Annotated in this window: 10 protein-coding genes; 4 read left to right on the top strand and 6 right to left on the bottom strand. The window is 50.0% G+C overall.

Translation table 11 applies throughout. The features are described from left to right. Positions 1–373: 373 nt before the first annotated feature. Positions 374–1,774, bottom strand: coding sequence for a Na+/H+ antiporter NhaC family protein (locus tag HMPREF9069_RS06460; RefSeq protein WP_021626401.1), 1,401 nt, complete (start codon positions 1,772–1,774; stop codon positions 374–376). Between the two features lie 205 nt (positions 1,775–1,979). On the opposite strand from HMPREF9069_RS06460, the gene HMPREF9069_RS06455 reads away from it, so the two are divergent. The 3 genes from HMPREF9069_RS06455 to HMPREF9069_RS06445 are packed head-to-tail and all read left to right on the top strand — an operon-like array spanning position 1,980 to position 5,473. Further along, positions 1,980–2,936, top strand: a complete 957-nt coding sequence (locus HMPREF9069_RS06455; RefSeq protein WP_021626400.1) for a LysR family transcriptional regulator — start codon at positions 1,980–1,982, stop codon at positions 2,934–2,936. Positions 2,937–2,944: 8 nt separating this feature from the next. Then, a complete protein-coding gene (locus tag HMPREF9069_RS06450) occupies positions 2,945–3,853 on the top strand; it encodes an RluA family pseudouridine synthase (RefSeq protein ID WP_021626399.1) in 909 nt (302 codons plus the stop codon). Between the two features lie 48 nt (positions 3,854–3,901). Further along, positions 3,902–5,473 (top strand): 4Fe-4S dicluster domain-containing protein, encoded by a 1,572-nt coding sequence (locus HMPREF9069_RS06445; RefSeq protein WP_021626398.1) that lies wholly within the window; start codon positions 3,902–3,904, stop codon positions 5,471–5,473. A gap of 851 nt (positions 5,474–6,324) precedes the next feature. Here HMPREF9069_RS06445 and HMPREF9069_RS06440 read toward each other — a convergent pair. Both HMPREF9069_RS06440 and HMPREF9069_RS06435 read right to left on the bottom strand, forming a co-directional pair. Continuing rightward, positions 6,325–6,633: a hypothetical protein gene (locus tag HMPREF9069_RS06440; RefSeq protein WP_035438705.1), complete on the bottom strand. Its 309-nt coding sequence runs from the start codon at positions 6,631–6,633 to the stop codon at positions 6,325–6,327. Between the two features lie 319 nt (positions 6,634–6,952). After that, a complete protein-coding gene (locus tag HMPREF9069_RS06435) occupies positions 6,953–7,603 on the bottom strand; it encodes an HAD family hydrolase (protein ID WP_021626395.1) in 651 nt (216 codons plus the stop codon). Between the two features lie 119 nt (positions 7,604–7,722). On the opposite strand from HMPREF9069_RS06435, the gene secG reads away from it, so the two are divergent. Then, entirely contained in the window at positions 7,723–7,971 is a 249-nt protein-coding gene (secG, locus tag HMPREF9069_RS06430) for a preprotein translocase subunit SecG (RefSeq protein ID WP_035438704.1), read from the top strand. A 530-nt stretch (positions 7,972–8,501) separates the two neighbouring features. Here the strand turns inward: secG and HMPREF9069_RS06425 are convergent. The 3 genes from HMPREF9069_RS06425 to HMPREF9069_RS06415 form a co-directional block, all read right to left on the bottom strand. Then, positions 8,502–10,274: an ABC transporter family substrate-binding protein gene (locus HMPREF9069_RS06425; RefSeq protein ID WP_035438702.1), complete on the bottom strand. Its 1,773-nt coding sequence runs from the start codon at positions 10,272–10,274 to the stop codon at positions 8,502–8,504. A gap of 218 nt (positions 10,275–10,492) precedes the next feature. Next, positions 10,493–12,535: a dipeptide ABC transporter ATP-binding protein gene (locus HMPREF9069_RS06420; protein ID WP_021626390.1), complete on the bottom strand. Its 2,043-nt coding sequence runs from the start codon at positions 12,533–12,535 to the stop codon at positions 10,493–10,495. An 80-nt stretch (positions 12,536–12,615) separates the two neighbouring features. Then, a complete protein-coding gene (locus HMPREF9069_RS06415) occupies positions 12,616–13,653 on the bottom strand; it encodes an ABC transporter permease (protein ID WP_021626389.1) in 1,038 nt (345 codons plus the stop codon). Position 13,654 lies beyond the last annotated feature (1 nt).

The following is a 13,654-nucleotide window of genomic DNA, read 5'->3' as shown; positions in this document are numbered from 1 at the left end:
TAAGCGCCTTTCAACCCACATCGGGTTCAAAAAGCACCCTTGCGGCAATTTTTATCAGGGCTTTTCTCGCGCACTTGGTACGGTTTTGAACCGTCTGCATTAAAGGGAAGACAACGGGTTCAAGAAACGCCCTTTTACCCGCAGGCGGTTCAATAAACACCCTTGCGACAATTTTTACCTGGGATTTCTCGAGTCATTTGGTACGCTTTTGAACCGCTTGTGAGAAATGCTATACAACGGGTTCAATAAGCATCCGCAGCAAAAAAGTGAGCAGTGCTTTTGTGGAAGCAGAGCGACGGTTTTGAACCGTTTGCGTAAGGGTGTGCGCAAAGACACATGACGCGCAACGTAAAAGCGGTGGAATGCGCCGCTATTATGCGACCTTCGGAAGAGCATCTATAGTGCCACGGACACGGCGGACATCATCGTGTTCGGCAAGACCCAGTAAACGTCCCGCTTCCGAGGCAACGAAGTTAGGATCCTTGCGAGACTTAAAGGACAGCAGCAGCGTCCACAGTGGAATGAGATATAACAGGAAGGCCCACACAACGCAGCTGGCGGGGGCACCTACAAAAGAAAGAATAGCTGCGCAGGTAATCGACCAAGGTACTAGCGCTGAAATCACCACAACGCTGTTTTCCAGGTCAAGTGCCAGAGCAGAGCCATCGCCTTCGACATCGTTGCAAAGCTGCTGGGTTAGCATGACTGCCAAAGTCTGCTCGCAGCTAATAATTGCAGTCAGCGCCGAGGTAATAAGCACACTTACAAAGGGCGTATAGCGCTGGGAAATTTTATTGATCATGCCGCGCATACCGCAAATAAGTCCGGTGCCTTCAAAGATGGTTGCGTAGCTACCAGCAATAGCAATGATGGTGATAATCTCGAGCATTGTGTGAATACCGCCGCCGTCAACCATATGTGCCAAGGCAGGATTAATCGAGTGGAAGCCACCAAAGTAAAGTGCTGGCAGCTCACCTACAGGGATACCCTGGACAAAGACGCAGATAATGCTTGCTAACGCGAGACTTACCAGCATGGTTTTGTGTACGCGCACCTTAAAAGCAGAAAGTACAATAACGGCAAAAGCGGGAAGCAGGACCACAGGTGACATATCAAAACTTGACGAAAAAGCGGCAGAAACATTGGGGACCTTGCCCGAGCCTGCACTGAATATGCCTATCAGTACGTAGAGAACGCAGCTGCCTACAAAAGGAACGATGCCCGTGCGCAGCATACGCTTAACATTGTCAAAAATGTCGGTATCAGTGATGGTTGCTACGATAAAAGCGCTTGATGACATAGGGGAGCAACGGTCACCGCAGTAGGCTCCAGCCAAAATTGCGCCGCCAGCAAACATGGGATTGATACCCATAGTACGGGCGATGGTCATGCAGACAACGCCCATTGTTGCTGCTGCACCAAAAGAGGTGCCCATGAGTGTTGACATTGCCGAGCAGAGCAAAAAAATTGCAACCAAGCAAAGCTGCGGAGAAATAATCTGGGTTGACAGACAGACGATAGCTGGAATAGTACCTGCTGCACGCCAGCTTGCGGTAATGGCTCCAATGATGAGCAAAAGAAGAAGTACGGGGCGAACCTTGGATACGCCCTGCTTGATCATGTCAAAAAGTGCACGAGGGCTGTTGCCACGAAAGAGCCCATATGCCAAAAAGATAACGAGTCCAATTGTGAGTGATACAACAAGGGGGATACCTGAAGTGAGCGTGACTAAAAGCATTACGACGAACAATCCAAGAGTAATGTACTCAGCCATGCGGCAAGTTCCCCTCAATTCATACTCTTACATACAGGGTTATTGTTGCCTCATTAGAACATGGATTCCAACTGTATTTAGATGTATTATATACAAATATAATTTGTGTTAAAAAAGCGTCAGAATGCTCCAAAAAGCGCCAAGCAAAGTTAAGTTTATTGTTCAGCATGGGTCCAGAAATATGCCTACTTAAGGGGAGGAAGATATGAACTTTAGCTCCTTTGATTACTTTATTGCAGTTGCAGAAGAGCTTAGCTTTACTCGCGCAGCCGAGCGGCTCAATGTGACTCAGCAGACACTTTCTGCTCATATAGCTGGTCTTGAACGTGAGTTGCATGTGAGACTAGTCGATCGTCATGTGCCTTTGGCGCTGACATATGCTGGTGAAGAATTTCTTGAACATGCGCGACATTTTCAAGCTGAGCGTCGCGTGATGGAGCAGGAGTTTCGCGATATTTCTGGCAACCAGCGTGGTCTTTTGCGTGTTGGTGTGGCATCTACGCGCGGCCACATTATCATGCCGCGTGCTATCGCCAGTTTTCAGCGTCGCTATCCTCAGATTACGGTCAGCTTGTATGAGAGCGAAAACCAAGACTTGGTACAGCTGTTGCGCGAAGGACGCGTTGATATGGTTGTGGCAACAATCGAACCCGATGCACAGGGATTGGTGGTACGAGATTTGTACGATGAAGCAGTTATGCTGCTTTGTCGTCAAGATTTGCTTGAACGCTACTATCCTGGTCGCGTAGAAGAAGTGGTGGCAGAGGCGGCGAAGGACGGTGGTCTCAAAGCACTAGAAAAACTGCCGTTTTTGCTGGTAGGAGAGGGAGATGTACCAGGGGCGGTGCCACGTCAGGCTTTTCGTCGCGAAAACATTCATCCTGACGTGCGTGTGATTTCCAAAAATGCTGAAACCTTGGTGGCACTGGCATACCGTGGAGTAGGTGCTTGTTTTTGCTCATCTGAGCTGGCTCACACGAGTTTTCCCAACTCAGCAGAAGCAGGTATGCGTCTCATAGACCTTGGTGAGGGCGCAAAATATCCCATCTGTGTCGCATGGCGCAACTCCCCTCATACGTGGTCTATGGTTACGGCCTTTTATGATTTGCTCCAAGCCAAAGTGAGGGATGGCAAGGGCTGGTCGGCAGAAGATCCTATCTAGGAGCTGCAATGAGCAAAACTCAGGCATTTCATGTGATCTCTGGTGGAGAGCAGCTACGCTTTGTGCCCACAAAAGAGATGCTGGCAGGAGAACTTCTTGTGGCAGCAGGCATTTCTAGACGGCAGACTCAGCGCATCTTTGCCGAAGGACGCTTGCGTTCGGCAGAGCAGATCTTGCATCCTGAGGGCATGCTCAGTGCTTGGGAAGAAGTAACGCTTCAGCTAGCTGTTAAACCAGTGCAGCAGCTGAATCCATCTGCAGCGGAAGGCTTTTCTTTGCTTGCGGCAGATGAGTTTTTCCTTGCAGTCGATAAACCTGCGGGTATATTGGTGCATGGAGATGGAACAGGAGTTCCTAATCTGAGCGAGCGAGTTGCAGGATATCTACACACGCAGGGTTATGCTGTGCGGTCTCAGGCAATTCAGCGTCTCGATGTGGCAACGACGGGACTTGTGATTTTCTCTCTTACAGAAGAATTCCAACCTGCCTTTGATGCTCTGGTGGCAAGCAATGCTTTGCATAAACGCTATTTGGCCGTGGTCTCAGGCGATTTCCCCTTGCGTATTCATCAGATAGATGCAGCTATCGGTCGCGATCGTCATGATGCTCATCGCATGCGTATAAATCCCCATGGAAAAGAAGCGCATACTCGTGTTCATGTACTTCAACGCTGCAATGGTTTGAGCTTACTGGAGCTTGAGTTGCTCTCTGGTCGTCGCCATCAAATTCGAGTGCATCTTGCTTCTGTGGGATTTCCTTTGCTAGGAGATGGCCTTTATGGTGGAGCGCCACACCCTGACGGTCTGATGCTGCATGCTTGGCGTGAGGAGTTTGAGCATCCAGTAACTCAGCAGCAAATAACGCTCGAAACCGCCTTTCCAAAACGCTTTGTCAAGCTGGGCTTTACTGCGTCATAATAGGCTTTAAGAATTGGGGGAGAAATACGGCAAAAGAGAGAGGCAACCATGGCTGATACCATGCGTGGCGTGTACACCAACCTAACTAAAATTAGGCGTGATGTGTTCCGCGAAGTCGCAAAGATTTGCTATAGCATCCCGAGTCATCCCGAAAGTGGTGATGAATATTTTGATGATGCATTTGAAAATCTGCCGTACAAGATTTTGCCTGGTGATGTAGCTACCTATCGTGAGTCAGTTTTTCTTGAGCGTGCTATTATTTCCGAGCGCATTCGTCTAGCTTTGGGCCTGCCTTTGCAAGGTGTTGACAAGCCCCGTCGTGTTTCTGAGGGAATCAAAGAAGCTACAACGAACGGTTTGGACTACTATAAGCCGCCACTGATTAACGTTATCAAGTTTGCCTGCAATGCTTGCAAAGACAATGTGTATGAAGTCACCAACAGCTGTCAGGGCTGCCTTGCGCATCCTTGCCGTGAGATTTGTCCCAAGCAGGCGATTTCGTTTCACAACAAGCGCGCGGTTATCGATCAAGACCTTTGCATCAAGTGTGGCCGTTGCGCTCAGATTTGTCCTTACCACGCAATTCATCATCACGTGCGTCCCTGTGCTGATGCCTGCGGCATGCACTGCATTGGTTCTGATGAGCATGGACGTGCTGAAATTGATTATGAAAAATGCGTTTCTTGCGGCCAGTGCCTCATTAACTGCCCCTTTGGCGCTATTGCCGATAAGAGTCAGATTGCGCAGGTTATATTCTCCATTCTTCAGGGAGAAGAAGTGATCGCTGCGGTTGCGCCTGCCTTTGTTGGCCAATTTGGTGGTAAAGGCAATGTTGGCAAGCTGCGTGAAGCTTTCAAGTTATTAGGCTTCTCGGGTGTTGAAGAAGTCGCTTTGGGTGCCGACCTCTGCACGGTACAGGAAGCCGAGGATTACCTTTCCGAGGTACCTGATAAGCTGCCGTTTATGGGCACATCTTGTTGTCCTGCATGGGCTTCTATGGCAAAGAAGGAATTCCCCGAGCACAAGGAAGCTATTTCAATGGCGCTGACTCCGATGGTTTTGACAGCGCGTATGATTCGTAGCCAGCATCCCAATGCAAAGATAGTTTTTGTAGGGCCTTGTGCAGCAAAGAAGGGCGAAGCGCTTCGCAAGTCTGTTCGCTCTGAGGTTGACTTTGTGTTGACCTTTGAGGAAATGGCAGGCATGATGGAAGCCAAGGATATCGATTACCTCAGATTGCATGATGACAATAAGAGCGATTTTGATGTTGCGAGCGCCGACGGTCGTGGCTTTGCGGTCGCAGGTGGTGTGGCAAACGCGGTTGTCAATGCAATTCATGAGAAGTACCCTGACCGTGAGGTGCCCATCGCAAATGCTGAGGGTCTTGATGAGTGCCGCCAAATGATGAAAGATGCCATCAAAGGCAAATATCCCGGCTATCTATTGGAGGGTATGGCCTGTCCTGGTGGCTGTGTGGCTGGTGCTGGCACTTTAGTACAGATCAAGAAGTCAGCCTCTGCAGTTAAGCGTTATGCCAAGAGGTCGCCACACAAGTTTGCTACCGAAAATGAATACCTCGATCAACTGGAGAGCCTTACGGCTGATTTTGATTCTGAGTAAGTAATTTGCGCAAATAGGTATAACCAAGCAGAGCTTATGTTTAACGTGCTCTGGGATATATGGCACAGAGTTTATAGGATAAAAGTGTGTCTGATTTTAGAGGCGTTGACATAGGTCAGCGCCTCTTTTCGGCTCTGAGCGTATAGGGAAATGCCGTGGTCTGACACATACGCAGGCGTGCAACCGATAAGTGATAGAGGAAAAGATGCTTTCCAACACATGCAAGTTTCGCTATTTGGAATACGGGTGGGATACACACCACAAACACAAGCCACAAATATCAACCGCAAATGGTTCATCCTTCGAAGTGAGCAAACGTAAAACCGCTGGTCATTTTTTTCGCAAGTCCGAAGGATGAACCATCTATCGAAACGAACCATCTATCGAAATTTTGGCAGTGCGGGGAAAGGGGTTCATCGTGCATCGCCTCTAAAGCTCCTCATTCACTGCCCCATTTGGGAAGAGGGTTCCTCTTTCATCATCCCACTCGGAAAGGGTTCCTTTTCCACGTTTGGCTTCACAAAAGGCCTGGAAAATTTTTTGGTCAATGATGAATCGTGAACCGAATTCCGATGGAGCTGATGAATCGTGAACCGTTTTCGACCCGTTGCAGCTTTGCGCCGTAACACGTAGCGCGTTGAGGGTTGTTGTGGCCTGCTTCTTAACAACTTAAGGCTGTGTCTGGGGTCATCTCAGGCTCTATGTATGACGCATAATCAGACACACTTTTTGTTCTGTATGCATGGCTTTGCTTGCATTTTTGTTCTGCTCTTATGACTAAGGTCCGCTGACTTACGCCAGCGGACCCCGAGTCGTTTTAGAACTTCGTACAAAGCTACGATCGGCTTTGCTTACGCGCTCTTCTCACCAGAAATAGATGCGTAGAACTTGGAGTCGGAGAAGACATCCTTGATGGTTTTGCCGTGGATGAAGGGAAGAGCCAAGAACTCGTCGACCGTAGGAACCAAAGGACTGCAATCTACAAAGTGATTCTTGCTATTACGCCTGCTGGTGTCCTGTGCACGCCACGCCTCGAAGTTAACGTCGGTCAGGTAATAGACATTGCCGTCGACCTTCATATACACTGAGTGATTGCAGTGCAGATAGTCGGCGAGCTCGTCGTAATTAATCTCGAGTGCCTCAGCAGCTTTCTTGCCCATGTGTGCCACCTTTCCTCGGATGAGCGATGCTTCCATAATCCAATAGTAGCCCGAAATTACTGTTTTTATACGCACAGCCATTTACCGATAGGTAAGCGTTGTATTCGCGGGATTTTCTGAGGAAAAAATACAAAATCCGCAGTTGATTGCCCAAAAAATAAGCATAAATGATGCCTTGGTGAGCATGCTTTGAAGGCATTGTGAATATCAAGAATTTGTTGGTTTCTTTTTTGCTTATGCGTTTTGTAGGATAAGTAAATCGCGTCTGCCTGCGGCGTGTGCCAAGCATATTGTGCTTCGTCGTTGCTTTGAGTTTCAACTAGCTTAGGATTGTCTGCAGCAGTGCTGTTGTGTCATTGACAATACGTGGCGCTCCATGCTCAAGCAAAAAGTCATGGTCACGGAGGCCCCAACCCACCACAATACAGTCACAGCCAGTATTGTGAGCGGTATCGATGTCAACTTCTGAGTCGCCAATGTAGACACAATCAGCTGGTGTGAGTCCAAAGCTTTTGAGCGCTGCTTGTACCATGTCGGGAGCGGGTTTGCGCCGCACGCTTTCGCGCTCACCGACGGCAATATCAAACCTACCAGGGAAATACTGCTTCACAAGTTCCTGAACAGCGAAATCGCCCTTGTTAGAAACCACAGCGCAGCGAATATTTTGCGCGTGTAAGGCATCGAGCAGCTCATATATACCTGGATAGGGGGCAGTTGCCTGTGCGCAGTGATCTGCATAATAAGCTTTGAACTCTGCTAGGATTTGCTGTGTTAGCGACTCAGGCGTATGTGCGGGTACCGAATGTCCAATGAGAAACTCCATACCATTACCTAGATTGCGGCGAGTTTCTTCATGACTTTTTTTGGGCATGCCGTGGAGCTCGAGGGCATAGTTAACCGAGGACCAGAGGTCCTCAAGGGTATTCAAGATGGTGCCATCCATATCAAAAATTGCTGCTGAATAAGCCATATGTATCCTTAGTCTTGAAACGATGTGGCAAGCACTAATAGATGCTATTCTGCTAGAATTCTATGCTATCCGTCTTGGAGTTGGTATGCGGTTGTGTCTACCGCGTGAAGGAGTCTTTTGTGAACGTGCTTAATATCATCCTTGTTGTTCTGCTTATTGCTTCTGGTTTGTTCACGGGGTTGCTTATCCTGATGCACTCTGGCAAAGGAACAGGCGTCTCTGACATGATTGCTAGCTCCATGTACAATTCCGCTGCTGGCTCTGCTGTTTGGGAAAAGAATCTTGACCGTTTGACTGTTATTTCTGCGGTGGTCTTTGGTTTGTGCATCGTGATTATGGCCCTGACTTTCCCTCTTGGCACCATCTAAGCCCTGCTTACATCGCGTACGTCCAAACCCGCAGTTTCCCCTGCGGGTTTTTTCATGCCTTGCGCCACTGCGCCATGTCAAATGCTACCGGTTATTTCATCCCCTCGCTGCTTTGCTTGCCAAAATACCGATCATTTCATCCAGCGCGGCCCTATTTGCCAAACGCCACACATTCTTTCAACCAACACGGCCTTGTTTGCCAAAAGCCACATATCATTTCAAATGACGCAGCTCTATGTGCCAAAAGCCACGGATTACTTCAAAAAAATGTCAGAAGTCACAGATCTCTTCATTGCCATCAGCATTTGTGCAGGTAGATTTTTTTCGCGTGAAATGCAATGTGGCTTTTGGCAAAAAAAGTGAAATAGAACGTGGCTTTTGGCGCTTGGGCATGAAACGACATGTGGCGTTTGGCAAGCAGGGCGGGGCGAGGCTTGAGATGACTCGCAACATATCGTGAATCTCGCGGCAATAAAAAGAGAGCCTCCCGAAGGAGGCTCTCAGCCGCGCTTATTTGGCGTAAGACGAGCTTACTTTGCCCAACCGATGTTCTCGGCCTGGATGCCGGAGAGCAGAGCGGGGCCCCAGTTGGCAAGACCAGCCTTGCAGAGCATGCAGTCTGCACCAGCGTACAGAGGGATGAATGCGTAAGAAGCGAGAGCTTCTTTCTCAGCCTCGTTGAAGGCCTTCATCTGCTCAGCGTGATCGGAGATGCCGGTGACAGCGACAAACTTCTCGTCGAGCTCCTTGGAGCCAGTGTGCGTGAAGTTGGAGAAGCTGTCGATGCCAAAGATCTGCTTACCGTTGTTGTAGGAAGCAGAGCTGGAGTTCCAACCAAGGAGGAAGGTATCCCAGTTGCCGCCGGTCAGAGTCTTGGAGAACTCAGAACTAGGCTTGTTGTCGATGTCAATCTTCATGCCAGCATCCTTAGCCATCTTCTGGATAGCGGCTGCACGATTCTTGACGGTGTTGGAGTCACCAATGGCGGTAAAGGTAAAGGCGACCTGCTTGCCGTCCTTCTCGTAGTAACCGTCCTTGCCCATGGTGTAGCCAGCATCCTCAAGGGTCTTCTTGGCGGCAGCAATCTGCTCGTCGCCAGGCTTGGGATCAGTGACATCCTTGGGCAGGTTGCTCTCATAGCCGTCCATCCAAGGCAGAATAATCAGCGAGCCCAAGCGCTTCTCAGACCAGTTAACGCCCTGATAGACGATGCCCAAGATGGTCTCGGTGTTGATGCATTGGGCGAAAGCCTTGCGGACTGCAATGTCCTTGAGGCCCTCACGGGAAGCGTTGACCTCGATGCAAGCAATGCTGGGGGAGTCGCCACGACGTACTTCGGTGTTTTCCATACCCAAGAAGTTGGAGAGCATCTCGGCAGTACCGCTTTGACCAGCTTCAGTTGCGTCAATCTCACCATTCTTGAAGGCGTTGAACATTGCCTGAGCGTCCATCTGCTTGAAGGTGATGGACTCGAGTTTAGCCTCATCGCCCCACCATTTGTCATTGCGTACAAAGGTAATTTCAGTCTCGTCGGCCTTGTCGATGACGAAAGGACCGCAGCCCCACTCGTTGTGCCAGTTGTTGACCCATCCTTCGTTGAAGACCTTAGGATCAGCAGCTGCGGGATGTAGAGCACCCATCAGAGCCTCATAGGGGTAGTAAGGTTTATCAAAGGTGATGATAGCCTGCTTGTCATTCTCACCCTTCTCGACGCTTGAAATCTGATCAAAGCCGTCGGTACTAGAAGGAGTAAAGTCCTTGTTTTGGCCATTCATGCAGGTCCACAGGGCCTTAATAGCGGTCCAATCGATGGGGGTGCCATCGTTAAAGACTGCCTTCTCGGCGAGATTGATGGTTACAACCTGCTTACTGTCCTTATCTTCAACAGAGCTGGACTCAACAAAGTTGGGGTTGGGCTTGAATTCCTTTGCAGTAGGATCGCAGTCATAAAGAACTGCAGCCTGGTTGTAAAGGCTCCAGAACCACCTTATGTAGGTGGTGTTGCCATTTACGCTGAAGTAGTTGAAATCCGGGCCAATCTCGGTAACGGGGAGCACGAGGGTGCCGCCGTCCTTGATTGCATCGCGCTCGAGCGGGTTGTTGTAGATCTTGCCCTTCTCAGGGATGGGAAGCTTATCAAGCGGGGTGGTTGCGGGAGAGCCGTTCTGGGGCTCGATGCCTGCGTCGCCTGCGTTAGAGCCAGCGCCGCTGTTGCCAGACTTGCCGCAGCCAGCCAGACCAAGTCCGGCGATGGTGGCAGCAGTGCCTGCCATACCCAAGAACGAACGACGAGAAAGTGCCATGTTTCCTCCAAAATGTCAGCGAACAGGTAACTGGTGCTGAAAAAGCACCTTTTGGTGCTCCGCAATATCCTATTAGAAATCACATAAAAAGTGGTGGCATATCTGTGGATAGACGTTTCTAGTCTGTTACATAATGCCAAGAATGTCCTGTACATACAAAAAAGTGACCCGCAAATTGCGAATCACTTTCAGCTTGTTTATTTGCAATGAAGCTATGCTTAACCCTTATGGCCAGAAAGGAGACTAGAGGAGGAAACCAACTTGCCATCCTGATAGACCATGCGCTCGCGCGTGCGTTCAATCTTGGGGTCAGGAATGGGGATAGCAGAAAGCAGAGCCTGAGTGTAGGGATCTTGCGGATTGGTAAAGACTTCCTCAGTATCTCCCTGCTCGACAATCTTGCCTAGGTGCATAACGGCAACACTGTCGGAGATGTGGCGAATAACTGCCAGGTCATGGGCAACAAAGAGATAAGAAATCTTGAGCTGTACCTGCAGATCTTCAAGCAGGTTGATGATACCTGCCTGAATGGAGACATCCAAGGAGGCAATAGGCTCATCAAGCAGCAAAATCTTGGGGCTGGTAGCAAGGGCACGTGCAATAGCAATACGCTGACGTTGCCCACCTGAGAACTGAGAGGGGAAGCGGTCAACATAGTCGGGATTGATACCGACAAGATGCATCAGTTCACCGATACGTTTATTTATATCCTTGGGTGCCCACTTTTGCGCACGTAGGGGTTCTGCCAGCACATCATAGATGGGCATACGAGGGTCAAGCGAGCTCATGGGATCTTGGAAGATAACTTGCAAATCACGCCTAAGCTCGCGACGCTCGCGGTTGTTTTTAAGGGTTGCAATATCCTTGCCCAGTACAGTAATGCTGCCGCTTTCAGGTTTAACGAGATCCATGATCTGCATCAGGGTGGTGGACTTACCCGAGCCAGACTCGCCAACCAATGCCAGTGTCTCACCCTCATGGAGCTTGAAAGAGACATGGTCAACAGCGGTCATCGTACCCTTGTCACGACGAATTAAACCCTTGCCCTGAACAGGGAAAGTCTTTACCAAATCCTTGACCTCAAGGACAATGGGTCGCTGATCGCGAGGTACTTCGGCCCACTTGGCAGGCAAGGGCTCAAGCTCGGGATATACATCCTGGAAGTTTAAGTGGCGATCGCGGATGGTTGCGAGCTTGTGACAGCTTACAAGGTGGCCTTCGGCAGCATTAAAAGGATCAAGAGTTGGCTCAATCTCAAAGCATGATCCGCTTGCCATGGGGCAACGCGGTGAGAAGGGGCAACCCTTGGGAATAGCGGCCAGTGAAGGGGGATTGCCCTTGATGGGAACCAGACGATGCTCAGCCGCCATGTGGGGTTTGGGAACAGCACCCAAAAGGCCCATGGTGTAAGGATGAGAAGGCTGGTCAAAGATCGTATCGATACTGGCGCGCTCGACAGCACGACCAGCATACATAACCAAGACATCGTCTGCGGTGCCCGCGATAACACCCAAGTCGTGGGTAATTAGGACAACAGCGGCGCCCGTCTCACGTTGGGCTACGGCGAGTACATCTAAAATCTGTGCCTGAATGGTTACGTCGAGTGCTGTGGTAGGCTCGTCTGCAATGATGACATCAGGGTCATTAGCAATAGCAATGGCAATAACAACGCGCTGACGCATACCGCCAGAAAACTCGTGAGGATAGGCGTCCAGACGATCCTCAGGGTTGGTAATACCAACCATGGTAAGCAGTTCGATGCAGCGATCATGTAGCTGCTGATTGGTCATATTGGGGTTATGAATTAGCAAAGTTTCTGCTAGCTGATCACCAATACTAAACATAGGTGTCAAGGCAGACAGAGGGTCTTGGAAAATCATTGAGATGGATTTGCCGCGGAAGGCTGCCATCTCCTCGTCCGTCTTGCCTACCAGCTCTTCTCCATCAAATTTGACCGAACCAGTGACATGAGCATTGTCATCAAGAAGGCCAATCAAAGAAAGAGCAGTTACCGACTTGCCTGAACCCGACTCGCCTACAATGCCCAAGGTGCGCCCGCGCCAAAGGTCAAAGTTAACACCACGTACGGCGTCGACTCGGCCTGCCTCGGTTGCAAAAGACACCTTGAGGTTGCGAATACTCATGATAGGGTCGCCCTCAGGGGCGCCCTTGGGTCCGTTATTTTCAAGCAACTCATAGCGCAGGGTATCGTCCTTGGCGACCCAAGAGGTCTGCGTGCTTGTACTTGTCGTTTCGGCCATTTTGTAGCTCCGTCACTTTCATTTGTTGTGCGCTCGCAGGTGAGCGCGCCATACCCAAGACGTCAAATCGTGAATTGTCTTTAAGCCTTAGCGGTCTCGGTAGTAGCTGCATCCTCTTCGGCGTCATCTTCTACAGTGCCGGCAGCGCGGGAATACGGATCGATTGCATCGCGCAGACCATCGCCGATGAGCTGCATACTGACGCAGAGCACAATCAAAACGATAGAGGGAATGAGAATAACCCAAGGGGCAGAAAGCATGGCAGATGAGCCCTGGCTCAAAAGGTAGCCCAAGGATGTATCGGGAGCCTTGATGCCTAGACCCAAGAAGCTATATGCGGTCTCGGAGTTAATACCGCCAATAACACCCAATACCGTGTCCAAAATCAAGATGGAGCCAAGGTTGGGGATGAGGTGACGAATAATGGTCTTGATAGGGGAGACACCCATGTATTTTGCGGCGCGAACATAGTCGCGTTCACGCAGAGAAAGCGCCATGGTACGCAGGGTACGGGCGTAGCCAATCCAACCAAAGGCAGTCAGGCCCACAATCAGCATCCACCAGCCCTCAGTACCACTGGAGGCACGGACCACCATAGCTACAAGCAAAAAGCTTGGGATGATGAGTAGCATGTCGAGGAACCACATGCCGATTTTCTCAGGAACGCCGCGGACATAGGCAATAGAGGTGCCAACAATTGCAGCGATGATGGTGGTCAGCACAGAATAAATAATGCCAATTGCCAAAGAACGGCCCAAACCATGGACAACGCTGGCAAAGAGATCAAAACCACCGCCGTCGGTACCAAACCAGTGCGTCGCATTGGGGGGCACATTGAGTGCCGTGAAATCGGGATCGGTATAGGTAAAGGGCGTCATATATGGCCCAAAAATAGCGAGAATAATCAAAATAATCAGGATAACAAGACCCACCATAGCGCTGCGCTGGCGCACAAAACGGCGGCCAATAAGCGAAAAATAGCCAATGCGTTTGACCTCGCCGCCGGAGCTACCTAGCTCGTCAGCCAAAAGCTCGAGCTCTGCGTTGGTGAGGTGGGTTTCGTCAGTTTTTGCGTCCGTATTTTCAGGGGACGCAACCTGTCTTTTTTCTTCAGACATC

The organism is Atopobium sp. oral taxon 810 str. F0209 (assembly GCF_000466405.1).
In the GTDB taxonomy this organism is placed as follows: domain Bacteria; phylum Actinomycetota; class Coriobacteriia; order Coriobacteriales; family Atopobiaceae; genus Olegusella.
This window is presented reverse-complemented; position numbering and strand designations above follow the sequence as displayed.